This window comes from Pelodictyon luteolum DSM 273, from assembly GCF_000012485.1.
Lineage (GTDB): Bacteria > Bacteroidota > Chlorobiia > Chlorobiales > Chlorobiaceae > Chlorobium > Chlorobium luteolum.
This window is the reverse complement of record NC_007512.1, coordinates 1,332,743-1,350,863: the sequence shown is the minus strand read 5'-3', so window position 1 is coordinate 1,350,863 and position 18,121 is coordinate 1,332,743. Positions and strand designations below refer to the sequence as shown.

General features: G+C 58.1%; 17 protein-coding genes and 1 tRNA gene. 10 read left to right on the top strand and 8 right to left on the bottom strand.

Going from position 1 to position 18,121, the window contains the following annotated elements:
• Positions 1 to 11: 11 nt before the first annotated feature.
• The 8 genes from coaD to PLUT_RS12095 all read left to right on the top strand — a co-directional run bounded on the left by coaD (position 12) and on the right by PLUT_RS12095 (position 7,413).
• Positions 12 to 518 carry a pantetheine-phosphate adenylyltransferase gene (gene coaD / locus PLUT_RS06205; RefSeq protein WP_011357924.1) on the top strand — a complete coding sequence of 169 codons (507 nt, stop codon included), beginning with the start codon at positions 12 to 14 and terminating at the stop codon, positions 516 to 518.
• Between the two features lie 17 nt (positions 519 to 535).
• Entirely contained in the window at positions 536 to 1,744 is a 1,209-nt protein-coding gene (locus PLUT_RS06200) for a pyridoxal phosphate-dependent aminotransferase (protein WP_041463842.1), read from the top strand.
• Between the two features lie 7 nt (positions 1,745 to 1,751).
• Positions 1,752 to 2,513 carry a lysophospholipid acyltransferase family protein gene (locus tag PLUT_RS06195; protein WP_011357922.1) on the top strand — a complete coding sequence of 254 codons (762 nt, stop codon included), beginning with the start codon at positions 1,752 to 1,754 and terminating at the stop codon, positions 2,511 to 2,513.
• Positions 2,514 to 2,554: 41 nt separating this feature from the next.
• Complete coding sequence (locus tag PLUT_RS06190; protein ID WP_011357921.1) at positions 2,555 to 3,550, top strand: PSP1 domain-containing protein; 996 nt, start codon at positions 2,555 to 2,557, stop codon at positions 3,548 to 3,550.
• 67 nt (positions 3,551 to 3,617) lie between these two features.
• Positions 3,618 to 5,726, top strand: coding sequence for a methionine--tRNA ligase (metG, locus tag PLUT_RS06185; protein WP_011357920.1), 2,109 nt, complete (start codon positions 3,618 to 3,620; stop codon positions 5,724 to 5,726).
• Between the two features lie 46 nt (positions 5,727 to 5,772).
• A tRNA-Met gene (locus PLUT_RS06180) sits at positions 5,773 to 5,845 on the top strand.
• A 254-nt stretch (positions 5,846 to 6,099) separates the two neighbouring features.
• Positions 6,100 to 7,167: an exo-beta-N-acetylmuramidase NamZ family protein gene (locus PLUT_RS06175; protein ID WP_157858155.1), complete on the top strand. Its 1,068-nt coding sequence runs from the start codon at positions 6,100 to 6,102 to the stop codon at positions 7,165 to 7,167.
• A 123-nt stretch (positions 7,168 to 7,290) separates the two neighbouring features.
• The gene (locus PLUT_RS12095) at positions 7,291 to 7,413 is read left to right on the top strand and encodes an antitoxin MazE-like protein (protein ID WP_338047141.1); all 123 of its coding nucleotides are present in this window, start codon (positions 7,291 to 7,293) and stop codon (positions 7,411 to 7,413) included.
• 63 nt (positions 7,414 to 7,476) lie between these two features.
• Here PLUT_RS12095 and cfa read toward each other — a convergent pair whose 3' ends face one another.
• From cfa to PLUT_RS06160, 3 genes are all read right to left on the bottom strand, one after another.
• A complete protein-coding gene (cfa, locus tag PLUT_RS06170) occupies positions 7,477 to 8,598 on the bottom strand; it encodes a cyclopropane fatty acyl phospholipid synthase (RefSeq protein WP_011357918.1) in 1,122 nt (373 codons plus the stop codon).
• 73 nt (positions 8,599 to 8,671) lie between these two features.
• The gene (locus tag PLUT_RS06165; RefSeq protein ID WP_011357917.1) at positions 8,672 to 9,286 is read right to left on the bottom strand and encodes an STAS domain-containing protein; all 615 of its coding nucleotides are present in this window, start codon (positions 9,284 to 9,286) and stop codon (positions 8,672 to 8,674) included.
• Between the two features lie 166 nt (positions 9,287 to 9,452).
• Complete coding sequence (locus PLUT_RS06160; protein ID WP_157858154.1) at positions 9,453 to 10,448, bottom strand: DUF481 domain-containing protein; 996 nt, start codon at positions 10,446 to 10,448, stop codon at positions 9,453 to 9,455.
• Positions 10,449 to 10,650: 202 nt separating this feature from the next.
• On the opposite strand from PLUT_RS06160, the gene PLUT_RS06155 reads away from it, so the two are divergent.
• The gene (locus tag PLUT_RS06155) at positions 10,651 to 10,896 is read left to right on the top strand and encodes a hypothetical protein (RefSeq protein WP_011357915.1); all 246 of its coding nucleotides are present in this window, start codon (positions 10,651 to 10,653) and stop codon (positions 10,894 to 10,896) included.
• A gap of 58 nt (positions 10,897 to 10,954) precedes the next feature.
• Here the strand turns inward: PLUT_RS06155 and miaA are convergent, their stop codons facing one another.
• From miaA to PLUT_RS06130, 5 genes are all read right to left on the bottom strand, one after another.
• Positions 10,955 to 11,869 carry a tRNA (adenosine(37)-N6)-dimethylallyltransferase MiaA gene (gene miaA / locus PLUT_RS06150; RefSeq protein WP_011357914.1) on the bottom strand — a complete coding sequence of 305 codons (915 nt, stop codon included), beginning with the start codon at positions 11,867 to 11,869 and terminating at the stop codon, positions 10,955 to 10,957.
• A gap of 25 nt (positions 11,870 to 11,894) precedes the next feature.
• On the bottom strand, positions 11,895 to 12,476 hold the full coding sequence (locus PLUT_RS06145; RefSeq protein ID WP_011357913.1) for a Maf family protein: 582 nt from the start codon (positions 12,474 to 12,476) through the stop codon (positions 11,895 to 11,897).
• Positions 12,477 to 12,483: 7 nt separating this feature from the next.
• On the bottom strand, positions 12,484 to 14,241 hold the full coding sequence (locus tag PLUT_RS06140) for a sodium:solute symporter family protein (protein WP_011357912.1): 1,758 nt from the start codon (positions 14,239 to 14,241) through the stop codon (positions 12,484 to 12,486).
• Between the two features lie 79 nt (positions 14,242 to 14,320).
• Positions 14,321 to 15,232 (bottom strand): PfkB family carbohydrate kinase, encoded by a 912-nt coding sequence (locus PLUT_RS06135; RefSeq protein WP_011357911.1) that lies wholly within the window; start codon positions 15,230 to 15,232, stop codon positions 14,321 to 14,323.
• A gap of 73 nt (positions 15,233 to 15,305) precedes the next feature.
• Positions 15,306 to 17,210, bottom strand: a complete 1,905-nt coding sequence (locus PLUT_RS06130; protein WP_011357910.1) for an alpha-amylase — start codon at positions 17,208 to 17,210, stop codon at positions 15,306 to 15,308.
• 101 nt (positions 17,211 to 17,311) lie between these two features.
• Between PLUT_RS06130 and truA the strand changes: the two genes are divergently transcribed.
• Positions 17,312 to 18,073, top strand: a complete 762-nt coding sequence (gene truA, locus PLUT_RS06125) for a tRNA pseudouridine(38-40) synthase TruA (protein ID WP_011357909.1) — start codon at positions 17,312 to 17,314, stop codon at positions 18,071 to 18,073.
• Positions 18,074 to 18,121: the final 48 nt, after the last annotated feature.

The window sequence follows — 18,121 nt, the reverse complement described above, 5'->3', positions numbered from 1 at the left end:
TTCCCTGCACCATGAAAAAGAAAGCCATATATCCAGGCACGTTTGACCCGTTTACCAACGGACACCTCGACGTACTGGAGCGGGCGCTGACGATTTTCGAGGAGGTAACGGTGCTCATTGCCGAAAACAGCAATAAAAACACCCTCTTTACGGTGGAGGAGCGGATGGACGCAATCCGCGAAATCACCATCGGTATGGACGGGCTGCATGTGGAAGTGCTGCATGATGGTCTTTTGGCCGAATATGCCCGTGACGTGGGCGCCAATGCCATCATCAGGGGGGTGCGCCAGGTAAAGGACTTCGAGTACGAGTTCCAGCTCTCGCTTTTGAACCGCCACCTGAATCCCGATGTGACCACCGTCTTTCTCATGCCGAATGTCAAGTACACCTACATCGCCTCCTCCATCATCAAGGAGGTCGCAATGCTTGGCGGTGACGTCAGCAAGTTCGTGCACCCTTCCGTGCTCTCGATGCTGCACCGCAAACGAAAAGAACTGAAACCTAACACCACATCATAAACGAATAACAGACCACTATGCCGACCACCACTTCGCCTGCAGAAAAATACCTGACACGCCGGGTCAGGAGCATGCAGGAATCGCAGACCATGAGGATTTCAGCACTTGCCAACGCCATGAAGGCCGAGGGCAAGGATATTGTCAGTCTTTCAGCCGGGGAACCTGATTTCCCGACCCCTGACTTCGTCAACCTGGCCGGCATCGAGGCCATCCGTTCCGGCTTTACCCGTTACACGGCCAACTCCGGCATCCCCGAGCTGAAAAAAGCCATTGTGGAGAAGTTCCGCCGCGACAACGGCCTGGAGTTCCAAACGAACCAGGTCATGGTGAGCAACGGCGGCAAACAGACGCTTGCCAACACGTTCCTCGCCCTCTGCGAGGAAGGCGATGAAGTGCTTATTCCTGCCCCGTTCTGGGTCAGCTTCCCCGAAATGGTTCGCCTGGCAGGTGCAACCCCGGTAACGGTTCCGACCTCGATCGAAAACGGCTACAAGATGACTCCCGCCGACCTTACGGCTGCCATCACCCCTGCAACCCGCATGCTGGTCCTGAACTCTCCCTCGAACCCTTCAGGCTCTGTATATAGCGAGGCGGAAGTGCGTGCGCTGATGGATGTGCTCAAAGGCCGCGAGATCTTTGTCCTCTCCGACGAGATGTACGACATGATCGTTTACGGCGCCGTCAAGGCGTTCTCGCCCGCCCGCATCCCCGAAATGAAGGAGTGGGTGATTGTCAGCAACGGTGTTTCGAAAACCTATGCCATGACCGGCTGGCGCATCGGCTACCTCGCCGGCCCCAAATGGATCATCGATGCCTGCGACAAGATCCAGTCGCAGACCACCTCGAACCCCAACGCCATCGCACAGAAAGCTGCTGTCGCCGCCCTCGAGGGCGATCAGTCGGTTGTCGAGGAGCGGAGGCGTGAGTTTGAAAAACGGCGCGACTTCATGTTCCATGCCCTCAACGCCATTCCCGGCGTGGAGGCAACGCTTCCTGAGGGCGCATTCTACATCTTCCCCTCCATCAGGGGCATCATCGGCAGGACGCTTGGCGGAAAGGTGATGAAGGATTCGGCAGACGTGGCCGAGTACCTCCTCAAGGAGCATTACGTGGCGACGGTTCCGGGTGACGCGTTCGGTGCCCCCGAAAACCTCCGCCTCTCCTATGCGGCCTCAATTGCCTCTCTGGAGGAGGCTGTCCTCCGCATCAGCCGCGCATTCCAGTGAGGACTTGATGCTGTATGTCCGGCGCAGCAGGCTGTACACCCTCTGGTTCGGCTGGTACTCGCGCCGGCAGTTCAGGCGGTTTTTCAACTCCGTGAGGGTGTTGCTGGACCCCGCCCTCAGGGAGATGGACCTCCGTGTGCCCGTCATCTTCCACTGCAACCACGCATACTGGTGGGACGGGTTCTGGTCGCAGCTCCTCACAGAGGAGTACTTCTGCCAGAACCTTCACATCATCATTGAAGAACGACAGCTCCAAAAGCACCGGTTCTTCACCCGTCTCGGGGCATTTTCACTCAACAGGGAGAACCCTCGCAGTGCGGCCCGGACTCTCTCCTATGCGGCCGAACTGCTCCTTGCCCCCTCCGAGAGGCAGAACGCGCTCTGGCTCTTCCCGCAGGGAAGGATCGAGCATGTCGACCGGCGCCCGCTCGGCTATTACCGCGGGGCGGCCTCCATCGTGAAGCGTGTTCTGGAATCCAGAGAGAGCATTTACCTTGTTTCAGTTGTCAGCCGGATTGAATATCTTGAAGAACAGAAACCTGAGCTGTTCCTGTCGATCGCTCCACCAGAGAAAGTCACCCGGGAAACGTTTCCTGGCACGGAGCGGCTGACCGGCCTCCTTGAGGAGGAAACTTCGGCCCGGCTCGACACGCTCAAAGAGAACGTCATAGCCCGCCGGCTTGAGGGGGCCCGTACCCTTCTTAGGGGAAAGGCTTCGATAAACCGGCGGATTGAAACCTTAAGGCGCTTTTTGCGCCCCATACATTAAGGCGCTTTTTGGCGCCTCACCTAAGGAGTGAAATAACGACTATGGGTAATGTTGTATGCAGCTGCCTTCAGGGCGACAACGCACAGGTCAGGCTGCGGCTTTCACAGCTGCTGCACAGCGAAGTCGAAGAACTTTACTCCGGCTCCGCTGATGAGGTGACCGGCGTAGAGGGAGATATCTGTGAAGTCGAGCTTGCAGGCTGTCTCCGTGACTTTTTCCTGAACAACACAGCCGTGCCGCTCGATGTCGGCCAGGAAGTCATCGTGGAGTCAGACGGGGGGTATGATTTCGGTATGGTCTATTCGACGGGCCGGATAGCCCGCAAGAAATTCGTTCTCAAGGGGCTCGACCGGAAGCATGAAACCCGTCCGGTAATCCTTCGTCTGGCTACCCCCGAGGATCTCGTGATGCTTAAGGATGTGATGAAAAAGCAGGATGAGATCCGTGACGTCTGCATTGCGAAGGTACGGCGCCACGCCCTTGAGCTGAAACTGGTCGACGTGGAGCTGCGCATGGACCAGCAGAAGCTTTCCATCTACTACACCTCGTCGCACCGCGTCGATTTCCGCAACCTTGTGCGCGACCTTGCCGGGGAGTTCCGTGCAAGGATCCAGATGGTGCAGATCACGACGCGCGAGGAGGCCCGGCGCGCCAATGCGTTCGGCCCCTGCGGGTGCATGCTCTGCTGCTCGAGCTGGCTCCAGAAGATCCATGCCAATCCGTTTGCCGACAAGACCCAGTATGCTGATACCGGCAATGCCGACAGCCACGCCTTCAACATCACCGGTCTCTGCAACAAGCCGAAATGCTGTCTCGGGTTCAGTAAAAACGATCCGGCCGCTTCCTCCTGCAAGGGGCCGCAACTGCCCGTCGCCGGCACATTGCTCTCGACCCCCGACGGCCCGGCCGTCATCGACAGCGTCGACTTGGAGAAGAAAGTGGTATGGATCGTTTATGAAGCGGGTTCGCGCAAACGCCGACTGCCGCTCGAACGCTTCAACGCCATGTTCCTTCAGAAACGGGAGCGCCGCAGCTGAGGGTTGCGGGGGGATCCACCGTCCTAGTACAAACAGTTTTTACCAGCTTTTTCCAGATTCAGTTTTTATGGCCCAGTTCAAAAGAACGCTTGTCACTACCGCTCTTCCGTATGCAAACGGTCCTGTCCATCTCGGCCATCTTGCCGGCGTATACCTTCCGGCCGACATCTATGTCCGCCACAAGCGCCTGAAAGGGGAGGAGGTTCTCCATATCGGCGGTTCAGACGAGCACGGCGTGCCGATCACCATTACGGCGGAGAAGGAAGGCATCAGTCCGCGTGACGTGGTCGACCGGTACCACCGGATGAACCTTGAGGCGTTCCTGAAGTGCGGCATTTCATTCGACTGTTACGGCCGCACCTCATCGGAACTCCATCATGAAACCGCCCAGGAGTTCTTCCTTGAGCTGGAGCGGAAGGGGATTTTCAACCGCAGGACCGAAAAACTCTTCTACGACGCCGAAGGCGGGCGCTTCCTCTCGGACCGCTATGTGAGCGGTACCTGCCCCATCTGCGGCAGCACCGAGGCCAGCGGCGACCAGTGCGAACAGTGCGGCACGCACCTCAGCCCGATGGAGCTCATAAACCCGAAAAGCAAGATCTCCAACGCCACCCCGGAGCTACGCGACACCCTCCACTGGTATTTTCCGCTCGGGCGCTACCAGGCTGAACTTGAGCGGTTCGTCAACTCCCACGAGGATGACTGGCGCTCGAACGTCCTCAACTACACCCGCACCTGGCTCAAAGGGGGCCTCAACGACCGGGCCATCACGCGCGACCTCAACTGGGGCATCAAGGTGCCGCTCGGCGAGGCGGAAGCGGTAGGCAAGGTGCTCTATGTGTGGTTTGACGCCGTCCTCGGCTATATCTCCTTCACCCGGCAGTGGGCTGAGGAGCAGGGCGACCGGGATCTCTGGCGCCACTGGTGGCAGAACCCTGAAACCCGTCTCGTCCAGTTCATCGGCAAAGACAACGTCGTCTTCCATACCCTCATGCTCCCCGCCATCCTCATGGCCTGGAACGAGGGTCGGGAGGATGGGATATACAACCTCGCCGACAACGTGCCGGCATCCGAGTTCATGAACTTCGAGGGCCGGAAGTTTTCCAAGTCGCGCAACTACGCCGTCTATCTCGGTGAGTTCCTCCAGAAGTTCCCTGCCGATACCCTCCGCTACAGCATCGCGATGAACTACCCGGAGAACAAGGATACTGATTTCAGCTGGACCGACTTCCAGAACCGTACCAACGGTGAACTGGCCGATACGCTTGGCAACTTCATCAAGCGCTCAATCGACTTCACCAACTCGCGCTTCGGGGGCGAAGTGCCGCACAGCTGCACCGTTCAGGAGTGGGAAGGGCTCGGTATCGACTGGTACGCCACCCAGAGCCAGCTCGACCAGGCTTACGAGGGGTTCCATTTCAGGGAGGCCGCAACCATCGCAATGGACATTGCGCGTGCAGCCAACCGTTTCCTTACCTCGGCAGAGCCCTGGAAAGCCATAAAGACCGATCCTGAAGCTGCCGGAAGGACCATGGCGCTCTCGCTGAATCTCTGCCATGCACTCTCCATTGCCCTTTATCCTGTCATTCCCGAAACCTGTGACCGCATCCACAGGATGCTTGGCTTCAAGGGTGGAGTGGACGGCCTTGTACGCAAATGTGAGCCCATCCTCAAGACACTTCTTGAGCCAGCTCTTCCGATGGGACACAAACTCAGCCCCGAGAGTGAAATCCTGTTCAGAAAGATTGAGGACCAGGAGATACAGCCCGAACTCCAGAAGATCGAGCAGCTCGTCCGTGAAGCCGAAGCGCGCGAAGCGGGAGCCATTGAGGTGAAAATTGAGTTCAAGCCGGCAATCGGGTTCGACGACTTCCAGAAAGTCGACCTTCGGGTCGCCACGGTGAGGGCCGCCGAAAAGGTCAAAAAGGCTTCGAAACTGCTTAAGCTGCAGGTGCAGGTCGGCTCAACCCAGCGTCAGGTGCTTGCCGGCGTTGCCGAACACTACAGCCCGGAAGAGATGGTAGGCAAAAACGTGCTGCTTGTAGCCAACCTTGCGCCCCGCACCATCCGCGGTGAGATTTCCGAAGGGATGCTGCTTGCCGTCGAGGGTGAAGGGGGGCGGCTTTTCATGGTTGAACCGCAGGGAGAGAAAATAAATGGCCAGAGTGTGCAATAATAATTTGGAAATGATTCGGGATTCCGTACATTGTGCATACAAACACCGTGGGGTGGAGCAATTGGTAGCTCGTCGGGCTCATAACCCGAAGGTTGCAGGTTCAAGTCCTGTCCCCACCACAAAGCAGAAGCCGGTCCTCATAAGGGGAACCGGCTTTTCGCGTTTTCCGCGGTGGGGGAGCCGGTCGAGCTGGTTTCCTCCGGCTTTTCTTCCTGCTCGTTTTTTCCCTTTCATAATTACCTCTCTCATCATCGCTCTCTTTCTCGTTCCGGGCTCGCTGATTCAGTGGGCGCGCGCCGAGGCAGGAGAGCGGCTGCTCTCTGGCATCGACAGTCTGGAGGTAACCGGCTGCAGTGATCTTAAAGGCCTCCGGGTGGGCCTTATCACCAATGCGGCTGCACGGACCAAGAGCGGGGAGCAGGGGTATCGGATGATGCTCCGCCAGGGGGTCCTTCTCCGCTATCTTCTTTCACCAGAGCATGGGTTCGCCCTTGATGTGGAGGCTGGAGAGAAGGCCGGGGGAGCGGTTCTTTCCGGTAGCCTCCCGGTCCATTCGCTCTACGGGGCCTCGCGCCGACCCGATCCATCGCTGCTTCGGGAGGTCGATATCCTGGTGTTTGATCTCCAGGATGTCGGCGTGCGCTGCTATACCTATATCTCCACCATGAAGTATGCCATGGAGGCATGCAGCGAGGCGGGCATTTCCTTCATGGTGCTCGACCGCCCCAACCCCATTTCACCGCTTGGGAGGGGAGGGTTCATGCTCGAACCCGCATCCACCTCGTTCGTCGGTTCTCTCGATGTGCCTTTCCTCCACGCCATGACGGTCGGTGAAATAGCCCTTTTCATCAAAAAAAGGTACTGCCCGGATCTGTCGCTGAGGGTCGTGAAAATGAGCGGGTGGGACCGCGGGCGCTTCGGCGATCAGTTTCCCGGCTATAGTTTCCGGAGCCCCTCCCCGAACATCCGGAGTGTTGACGGGGCCATCCTCTATCCTGCAACGGTGTTTCTTGAGGCAACCAACGTCAGTGAGGGCCGCGGGACAGGCCATCCCTTCATGCAGTTCGGTGCGCCCTTTATTGACGGGGAACAGCTCGCCCTGCGTCTGAATCTGTACGCTCTTCCGGGCGTCCGCTTCAAGGCGGTACGTTTTGTCCCTAATTCGTCGAAGTTCAAGGGCGAGAGGTGCGGGGGGGTGCGGCTACAGGTGACCGATCGCGACGTGTTCGATCCCTTCATGACCGCTTCCGTCATACTCTCTCTGCTCCATAACCGCTACCCGCAGGAGCTCGGCATCGACCGCCAGCGCACTTTCTTCGACCGCCTTGCCGGCACGCCCCGGTTCCGTGAAATGATCACCTCCGGCATGACGCCCCGCGATATCGTGGCTGAAAGCCGGCGTGAGGCTGAGGGTTTCCGGCCCCTTCTGCTGTATCCCTGAGGGTTTCCTTCCGTAAAAAGGCTCCCGCAAGAATACAGGGGACTCATGACCGGGAGCAGACAGAAAGAAGACAGAAGTATCTCCAGCTGTTACGAATGCGAGGCCTGAGGTCATTTATGGTCGTTGTTCCGGACACCCGGCATTGCAGGATTTGGCGATGAGTGCCGCCGCCAGTCTCGTCTGTTGGTACATGATCGTATAGAACCCGACGTGGTCCGCTTTCTTGAGAATGCCGCAGACCCGTGACGGCTGGAGGGCATGAACGCGCGGCAGGGGAGCCCCAACAGGCATACCATGGTCTTCAAAGGGCTATCGCGGCACGCCCTTTCGGCTGTTCATACCCTTTTTTGAAAGCAGCACCTGCCAGAGCTGGATGTTGCGGGCCCTGAAGGCTCCTGCAAAGCTCAGGAGATAGTAGTTCCACATTCTTCTGAATGTGTCGGAGTAGTGGTGGCGGAGTTGTGGCCAGGCGGTTTCGAAGTTGTGGTGCCATGCCATGAGGGTCCGGGCGTAGTCCAGACTGAATACATGCCAGTCTTCAAGCATGAAGCGCCCCTCGTAGGCCCTGGTGATCTGGCTTGCTGCAGGGAGCATGGAGTTGGGGAAGATGTACTTTTCACTCCACGGGTCGCCGCTTGTCGAGGGCCTGTTGGAACCGATGGTGTGGAGGAGTGTGACACCGTCTTTTTTGAGGCAGCGATTCAGGGTGTCGAAGTAGGTTCGGTAGTTGCGGTACCCTACGTGCTCGAACATGCCGATGGAGTAGATACGGTCAAAGGTTTTCCGGATGTCGCGGTAATCCATGAGCTCTATCTGTACATCTCTTGTGCGGCATCGCTCCCGTGCAAGGCGGTGCTGTTCGCCGGATATGGTCACCGCCGTAACCTCCACCCCGTACTCCTCGGCTGCGAACTTTGCCGCCCCTCCAAAGCCGCATCCGATATCGAGCACCTGCATGCCGGGCTTGAGGTCGAGTTTATTGAATACGAGCCGGAGTTTCTGTTCCTGCGCCTGTTCGAGCGTATCGGCATCCTTCCAGTATCCGCAGCTGTACATCATCCTGCTGTCGAGCATGGCCTGGAACAGGTCGTTGCCGGTATCGTAGTGCGTTCTGCCGACGGTCCATGCCCTCCGGGGTGCCTGGCGGTTCATCAGCCTTCCGAGGCTGTGCTCCAGGAACCCCCGGAAGCCTGATACCTTTTTGTCGACGCCTGCCCGGAGCACCCTGTAGATGAACTCATCAAGGGCGCGGCAGTCCCACCATCCCTCCATATAGGATTCACCGGCTCCGAGATGGCCGTCGGTGAGTATGCGGCGATAGAAACGTCTGTCGTGGACCTTGATGTCCCAGGGTTCCGGCCCGTTCACCTGGATGCCGGCAGGCTGGAGCAGGCGCTCCACATGGCTCCGGCACAATGAAAAATCCCCCATGGCATAGACTCCTTTGCAGTCTTTCCTCGGGGGATGTTGCGGTCAGTTACGCCGGTATTGAAGGGGCCATCGTTCAGGCCCGTGTGCTTTTCTTTCCGTTTCTGCCGATCGTGGGTCCGGCGGTTTTTTTCGGACGTCCTCTCTTCTTGCTCCCTTCGCCTTCAACCCGGTCATCGCCGGTCAATTCTTCTTCATCATCATCGAAAGATGATACGCCCATATCATCTTCATCGATCACACTGTCAATGTCGTTCTCGTGGAGCAGGTCCAGCTCGTCACCGACTTCGTCCGGGTGGTCGTATGCTGCGGATTTAGATTTTGCGCGCGAGCAGCGCCGGGTTTTCATGGCGGGTTCGACCAGCGTCACCACCTCGTTGATCGATGAGAATATATAGAGCTGCTTGTCGAGGTTGGTGAGTTTGAGAAGATCTTTGATCTGTTGGCAGAGAGCGACGAATATAGCGAGCCCGTGGGCATGGTTGGCAAGCTGATGGGTGAGGAGTATGGAGCTGATGCCGCATGAATCGATCGCCTTGACATGGCTGAAGTCGATGATGAGGTTGGTGCTGCCGCTTTCTATGAGATCCTCTACGGCTTTCTTGTACGAGGTGCCGTGCCGGAAATCAAAGACGGTTTCCTCTATTTTCAGAATGGTCAGTTCCTTGCGGTTCGATACTGAGTGCTTCATTGTAAATTCCTACGATAAAACCTGTAAGATATTACGGGCAGAACCTGTTAAGACTTTCCCGGAAAAAGCCGGTCTCTTCCTTGTCCCACAGAATTATTATAGGCAAAAAATCCACACACAAAGAATTTTTTTTATGCGCTGAAAATGCCGCACCTTGTGGTGCTTCCTACCAGTTGTACCCGAATTTCAGGCGGTATGAGAGGTCCCAGGGTTTGATGTTTTCCCCGACGTCGCCGCTGTACTCGGCCTTGAGTTCCGCACTGGTGCTGAATCCTCCCCGGATCGGGATTTTCAGGCCGGTCCAGGTGTCGAGGATGACACCCGAGAGGCTCTCAACGTTCACGAGGCCTTTCTGGTGATGGTAGAGCTCGAGGGTGTCAGTAAGGAGCGTGTGGCTGCAGTCAAGCGACCAGGAGCCGGCCATGTAGTTGTTGCCGGGTATGGCCGTGAACCGCTCACTCACCAGATCCGCTCCGAGTTCGGTGCTGAGGCGGGTTGCGGGGGTGTGGATGAACTGGAGCCCGAGATAGGGGCCGGCGGCGAAGCGGAGGTCGAGTCCAGCGATGCGGTCGGTCTTGAAGTCCACCTTCGCGCCGTAGTAGCGGAGAGGGGAGGCGATATGGTCGTATTTGGCGAGCACGTACCATTTGTCGTTCGTCGTTGCTCTTTCCGTGGTGTCGTACTCCAGTTCACCTGACAGCTTTACCCGGTGGCGGAGATGCCGCCACTCCATGGCTGTGTCGACATCGGCTTCGTCAGATCGCGTATTGCCCCGGTCTAAGTTCAGCGACAGTGCGGCCTCGCCTTTGAAGAGGTGTCCATCGCCGGTCACCCACGCTTCGGGGTTGATCTGCTGCACCGGCAGCAGATCGGCCTGCACGAGGGCGGTGGACTCCATGATCCTGCCGTCTTCCAGAAGGATGCGCATGGGTTTCTCTGTGGTGAGCCCAATCACTTTATTCCAGGCTATAGAAATCGGTCCTGCGTACCCGGTGTCTAAGCGGAGGGCGGAATTCTCCATCTTCACCACCGTGCCGCTCAGCTGGTCGCCGTTCGAGAGGCTTACCCGGTCGATGCCAAGAGCAGGGGATGAGTGGACGAAAAGAAGGGCGAGAAAGAGTGCGGGGGCAAGAGATCGGCGGGCGGGGGAACACAACTGCATGGCGGAATAGGGGGGTAAAGGGTTTGCTGGGTTTTGGATACGGGGTATCGTATCTGTATTTGGTGCCAACCTACCTTCTTTTTTGCATCCAGACAAATTTTTATCATCCGGAGAGTACCCGCCTGGATCCGGATTATTGGATGGATGGCACATATTTCGTTAATTATGGCTCGTATCAACCACCATTAAAACCTTCCCTGCCATGCAGACCATTTATGCCGACGGCATCGCCAATATCATGCTCATTGACGGAGTCATCCGTATGGATCTTGTCAACGTCACCAAAATTGAAGATCAGCAGGCCAGCGTACGTCCTGTTGCCGCAGTCGCCATGTCAATGCAGGGCATGCTGAGGACACACGCAGAGCTCGGTAAAGCCATCGAGAAGATGGTCGCTGACGGCATCCTCACAAAGAACGAACCGGCCCAATCGCTGAACGGGAATTAAGATCTGTTTGTCTGAACGGGCATGCCCGGCTGGGCTCCTCTTGATGGAGCCGCTTGTTCTATCCCGTGAAGTGCGCAGTCCAGTCCGTATCGGCCGGCATCCATTGGACTGTGAGCCGGTTGCGCATGAACGTCAGCTGTCTTTTTGCGTAATTGCGGGTATGCTGCTGGATGAGGGTGACGGCCTCGTCAAGGGTGGTGCGGCCCCTGAAGTGGTCGAAGAGTTCCTGGTAGCCGACGGTGAGAAGTGCCGGCAGTGACTTGTTTTCAATTTCGATCCGGTACCGCTTCCAGAGCTGTTCAGCCTCAATGAGGAGCCCTTCCTCCATCATCGATTCCGTGCGCCGGTTGATCTGCCGGTAGAGTTCTTCTCGGGGAATATCTATCGCAAAGGTTTTGAAGTGCAGCGAACTCGGGGGGGACGGCTCTCCGCTCTTTTTTGCCTGCAGTTCCGTTACGGTCCGCCCCGTGATCTCAATGATTTCGAGGCTGCGGAGCAGGCGGTGGGTTTTTGTCGGGTCAAGCGTTTCGGCCTGTTCCGGGTCCAGCTGTTTGAGTCGTTCATACAGGAGTTCGCCTCCGAGGTCCGCCAGCTGCTCGCTGAGCTTCCGGCGGATTTCTGCATTTTGGGGGGGGAGTTCGGCAAAGGGACTAATGAGCCCCTCCAGGTACAGCGCCGACCCTCCGGCCACAATGACCCGTTTGCCGCGCCTCTTGATCTCCCGGATGCGTGCTGTGGCTTCAAGGGCGAACGCGCCGGCGCTGAAGGGCTCCGTGATTGCTCTTTCGTTGATGAAGTGGTACGCTACCTCCCGGAGCATCTCCCGGGAGGGCTTGGCCGAGCCGATGGTGAGTTCACGGTAGACCTGGCGGGAGTCGGCGGAGAGGATCTCTGCACCGGTTTCAAGGGCGAGCCGGTGAGCGAGGGCCGACTTGCCGGACGCCGTCGGTCCGGTGATGACCGGTACCGTCATGTTTCCAGAGACTTTCCCCACCGTCTTAAACAACCATTTTCTGAATGGCCGCCCATACCGCTGAGAGCGGCAGGCCGACAACATTGTAGTAGCATCCCTCTATCCCACTGACATAGGAGGCCATCACCGGGTCCTGGATGCCGTAGGCCCCCGCCTTGTCGAAGGGGCTTCCTGTGGCGATGTAGCGCATGATCTCCCTCTTCGGCATTGCGTTGAATGTGACCCGGGTGGTTGCCATGGCGGTATGCTTCCGTTCTCCGTAGAGAAGCGCATACCCCGTGTGGACAGAGTGGGTTCGTCCCTGGAGGCTTTGGAGCATGGCAAGGGCCTCCTCCTCTCCCTGTGGTTTCTGCAGGATCAGCCCGTCGTGTTCGACCACTGTGTCGGCGCTGAGGATGATGGAAGAGCTTGACTCTTCGGGGTAGAGACGCCGCGCCTCCCGTGCTTTTTCTTCCGCTATCCTCCGCACGTTCTCTTCAAGAGATGCAGCGCATTCGAACTGTTCAGGCGTATCAACCCTTACAGCCGTGAAAGGAATGGCCAAGAGGGCTAAGAGTTCGCGACGCCTCGGCGACTGCGATGCAAGCAGAATGTTCGGTGTCCTCATCCTCCTATCAGTTCAGGTTGTTCCAGCCGCGTCGGTTCAGGTCCATGAAGATGAGGGTTCCGGCTACGGCGCCTCCGGCAAGGAAAAGTGCTCCGGTCAGCGGTTCACCGAAGATGATCCGGCCGGTGCCGAAGAGTATGGCGTAAACCATGGCAATACCAAGCGCCCAGTCGAAGAAGAGCCGGAGAAATCCGGTGTCTGAGTGGACATCGGGAAGGTTTTTTGCGACAGGCTCCCAGAGGACCCCGCCAACCCTGGTCTTGCGGTAGAAAGCCTCAAGGTGCTTTCGCTCGGTGGGCGCGGTGAGAAAGGTGACGGCCAGAGTGGCAGTGATGGTAAATGCGACGATGATGAAGATCGACGAGGGGAACACGATCTGTGTAAAGAGCGACAGGTATCCGTAAGCGAGGAACGGGGCGAGCATGGAGGTGATTTCACTCCATGCGTTCAGCCTCCACCAGAACCAGCGGAGGATAAGCACGAACCCGGTGCCTGCTCCGCACTGAATGATGAACTCCCATGCACCCGTGATGGTGTGGAGGACAAAGAACGTGATGTAGAGGGCGAAGCCGGCAGTGAGGCCGGTGGTGATTTTTGAGACTGCGACGTAGTGCTTTGGCGAACCGTCGATCGTTATGAAGCGGCGGTAGAAGTCGTTTATAAGGTAGCTGGTTCCCCAGTTGAGGTGGGTGGCAAGGGTCGACATGTAGGCGGCCAGGAATGCTGCGATGAGGAGGCCCTTGAGGCCCGGCGGCAATACGGCCTGCATGACGTAGACGAACCCGTCCTCCTTCTCTGCCGCCGGCAGGTCGGGGAACATCACGAGGCTAGCCAAGCCGACGATGATCCATGGCCACGGCCTCAGGCAGTAGTGGGCCACGGTGAACCATAAGGTGGCCAGCAGTGAATGCTTTTCATCCTTGGCACTCATCATGCGCTGTGCGATGTAGCCTCCGCCTCCGGGCTCGGAGCCGGGGTACCAGGATGCCCACCACTGCACGAAGGCCATGGCGGCAAACGAGGCGAAGGGGAGTGCGAAGGCACCGGCTCCGCCGGAGTCTTTAGCGGTGATGGCCGGGAAAAAGTCGAACATCCACTCCGGCAGCGCTGCCTGCAGCCCGCCTGCATTGACGACTGCCGGCGACTGGACGGCAAGAACCGCCAGGATGATGCAGCCCGCGATGGCGATCACGAACTGCACGGCATCGGTGATGGAGACGCCCCAGAGGCCTGAGAGGCTGGAGTAGAAGGTGGTGAAGAGGACGAGGGCTATGATGGTCAGCTGCGGGTTCAGTTCAGGGATCATGATGCTGATGATCTTGAACATGGCGAGGTTGACCCACCCGATGATGACGGCGTTGATGAAGAGTCCGAAGTAGATGGCCTTGAACCCGCGGAGGAACCGTGCGGCAGGGCCGCTGTATCGCAGTTCGATGAATTCGAGGTCGGTGAGGATTTCAGCGCGGCGCCAGAGTCGGGCGAAGAAGAAGACGGTGAGCATGCCTCCTGAAACGAATGTCCACCAGACCCAGTTGCCGGCAATGCCATGGCGTGCGACAAAGCCTGTTACGGCCAGCGGCGTGTCGGCGGCGAAGGTGGTGGCCACCATGCCGGTCCCGGCGATCCACCAGGGAAGCTTGCGGCCGGACAGAAAGAACTCTCCGACGTTCTCGGAGGCTCTCCGGGAGAACCAGAGTCCGATGAAGAGCGTCAGGAGGAGATAGCCGATGATGAAACTGTAGTCGAGGGCGTTGAGCGCATTCATGGGCTTGGAGGGGATCCGGGGGATTCTCTGCCCCCCGGGTTCATGGGATAATGGCCCTTAGGCCCTTTGAACAGTGGGCTCAGACGTCGATTCTGGAGAGTTCGAGGAAGCTGTCGTACCGGTCTTCGATTTCAAGCATATCAAGCGCTGCAATCTTTTCAGTGCCGAACTTCTCGACGCAGAAGCTGGCCATGGCGCTGCCGTAAAGCACTGCTTTGCGCAGTTCCATGTCGGTCACTTCCCCGCAGCGGGAGAGATGGCCGATGAATCCGCCGGCAAATGTGTCTCCGGCTCCTGTCGGGTCGTAGATGGACTCAAGCGGGAACGCCGGTGCAGCGAAGATGCCTCCGTTGGTGAAGAGGAGTGCGCCGTGCTCGCCTTTCTTGATGATGAGGGTCTTGGGTCCCATCTCGCGGATGATGCGGGCGGACTTGACGAGGTTCGGGTCGCCGCTGAGCAGGCGTGCTTCACTGTCGTTGAGGATGAAGACGTCGACGTGCTTGAGGGTTTCCTTAAGCGCTTCGGGCTTGCCCTCGATCCAGAAGTTCATCGTGTCGAGGATGACCATTTCAGGCTTCTTTATCTGTGTAAGCACCTTCAGCTGCAGTTCGGGGTCGATGTTGCCGAGCACGACGATGCCGGTATCCTGGTACTGGTGGGGGATATGGGGGTCGAAATCCGCGAAGACGTTGAGCTGGGTGTCGAGGGTGTCACGGGTGTTCATGTCATAGTGGTAGCGGCCGGCCCAGCGGAAGGTTTTGCCGTCTTCGATGACCTGGATTCCCTTGGTATCAATGTCCCTGTCGTGCAGAAGCTGGAAGTGTTCTGCCTCGAAATCGGATCCTACCACGCCGACCATCTGGATTTTGTCGGCAAAGTAGCTTGCCGAGAGGGCGATATAGGTGGAGGAGCCTCCAAGGGTGTTCATGGAACTGCCGAAGGGGGTTTCGATGTCATCGAATGCTAGGGAGCCGACAATGAGTATGGGCATGGTCGAGGGTCGTTTAGTGGTTCGGGTAAAAGTACTCAAGATACGATTTTACGCAGTATGATTCCAAGGTGCCTCAATTTTCATCCGGAAGGAGAAAGAGCATGCACTGGCCGGGCTTGAGGGTGAGTTCGAGCCGGTGATTTTCTACCATGCATATTGTTCCGGTCAGCAGGTCGTCAAGGGCTGCGGATTCTTTTTTGAACTCGATGTAGCCGGTTCTCGGGTTGTCAATGGCGCTGTTGCCGATGAAGAGCAGCGAGCGGCCTCCGGCCGTCCGCTTCAGTGCAAAGATGGCGTCGTCGGAGACGATGGGGATAACGAGGGAGCCCTGCTCTCCGGAGAGTATGATGTCGAGATGGCGGCTTCGCACGTCGAGTACTTTTTTGACGTACCCGTTCAGCGGCTGCAGGCTGTTCGTCCTCTCCCAGTCGAAGCTTGCGGCGCTGAAGAGGGGAAGGGTTTCCGGGGGCCACATGGCGCGGTCTTCATCATTGAAGTTGAGCCCGAGGTTGACCGGACGCCATTCAAGGATCTCCATGCCGGAGTGGATGAAGGGAACGGCAGGAAGGACGGCTGACAGGGTGAAGATGAAGGTCGAGAAGCTTCTTCCTGCCTCCTGTTCACCGTAGCGGAACGGAACTCTGGGGGTGTTGTGGTTTTCTCCGGTCCCGAAAAAGGGTAGGGCCACGCCGGTCTTGTTGAGGAAATTGAGCAGCCCCCTGATATAGATGATGTCGCTGACGACGAAGGGGAACGAGCCGAAGACGGCGTTGAAGCCCTCGTCGCGTATGGCCGGGGTCGGGTCGAAGTTCTCATCCCAGAAGACGAAATCGGGCCTTGTTTTCCGTGCCCGCGTGACGATCTCTTTTTTCAGTGCTGCCGGCAGTGCGTGGCCCATGTCCATCATGGCGCCGTCGATGCCGTACTCACGCTGGAAGCGGGGGATGATGCCCGAGATCTCCTCCCAGAGACCGGTGTTGTGGGTTTCAGGGTTTGTGAGCGCGGCATCGTACATGCGTATGGTGTTGTAGGCGATGTAGTCGAACTCCGGAGGTGTATGCATGCGGAGGTAGGTGACATCGGTCCAGGCGGGCTGCCGGTCGTCCGGCGGCCAGTCGGAAAACGCGCTGGCGATTCTGCATGCTTCACCGTCGGCATCGATTCCCCTATACCCGCCTTCCTTTTGGGGCTCGGCCGTAACGGGGCGGCGGGCGAACTGGTTGCGATAGCTTTCCGAAGGGGCAGGGAGGCCTTCCATCTCGTGGCGGTCGACGAGGCTGTAGATCTCGTTCAGGGTATCCTGCTGAAAGTGCGGCGGGCCGTAGGATTCCGGGGGAACGCTCTCTTTCAGCCAGTAGAACCACTCTGGATGTTCCCCTATCCAGCGGCTGTCGACGGAGGCAGTACGGAAGACGAACTCCAGCACCACGTGCATGCCCTGAAGGTGTGCGGCCTCAATGAATGCCTTGAGGAGGGTTTCGGGCTGGAGTCCGAGAGCTGGCTCAGCCAGCATCGGGTCGAGCCGTAGCGGATCCTGAACGGCGTAGGGGGAACCGAGGGTGCCTTTCCTCTCTTTTTCGCCTATGGTGGTGAGAGGGAGCAGGTAGATGGTATTGGCACCAAGTTTTTTTATATAAGGAAGCATTGCGATCGCCTTCAGGAGCGTGCCGGTCTCCCTGAAGCCGGAAGCGAGGGGCTCCGGGGCTATCCGGCCGTCCCCGTCGTGATCGAAGGCGCAGCCGAAGCGCACAAAGAGGTTGTAGACGACGGCTTCCCGGTGCCAGTCGACGGCTGTGTCCGCTGACGGGGAGGCCAGCAGTTCCCCAAGCTGCTCCAGATGCCAGAGGACCGGATCTACTGCGATTGCTCCGGGTTGTTCATCCACCCACATCCGGGGGACGCGGTAGCTGGATGATTCCGGGGCGGGGGAGAGGGCCCGAAGGGCGCTCTGGACAATCTCTAAATGCTCTCTATGCACGATGGGGGCTGTTGTATATGAATTGAATATCAGTTCTGGTTGAATATCTGTTCCTGTTCAGTGCATTGTTGGCACTGACGGAATGAAATGTAGCAATTCTCATGAGGAATATCAGACTGCGCGTAGAATATGACGGTACTCCGTATGCAGGATGGCAGCGCCAGCCGGGCGGCATCGTGACCGTACAGGGGGAACTGGAGGCGTGCCTCAGCCGTATCCTGCAGGAGAGGGTCAACCTTGCAGCAGCCGGCCGTACCGACCGGGGCGTGCATGCCCTCGGTCAGGTGGTGAATTTTCAGACCGCCTCATCGCTTGAGCTACAGCGTATCGCGCATTCACTCAACTGCCTCCTGCCGGATACCATCAGGGTTGACTGCCCTCAGGAAGTAGACATGGAGTTCCACGCCCGGTTCAGTGCTGCCGAGCGTCAGTACCGTTACTTCCTCATGGAAGAACCCTCGGCCGTTTTCGGACGTTTTGCCGGCTGTTCGTCCAGGCCGCTTGACCTACCCCTCATGCACTCTCTTGCCGTAACCCTCAAGGGCATCCATGACTTCAGCGCTTTTTCGCGTGAGGACCGGGACGGAACGGGCAGCCTGTGCTCGGTCCGCATGGCCGGATGGTACCGCCATCGGGGGTTTCTGGTCTTCCATATTGCGGCCAACCGGTTTCTTCGGAGCATGGTTCGCGGACTGGTGGGCGCGATGATGGACATAGGTGCGGGCCGGCTCGATCCATGCTCCTTCAAGGCGATGCTCGATGCCGATGCCCATGCCCGGAGGGTTCGGCCGGCAGCCGCCTCCGGCCTCTTTCTATCCCGGGTGGTGTATCCGGATGATTACGGATGCCGGAAGCTGAGATAAGCCGCTTCCGTCGCTTGTAATACTGGGGAAGTGTTCATATGTTGATCG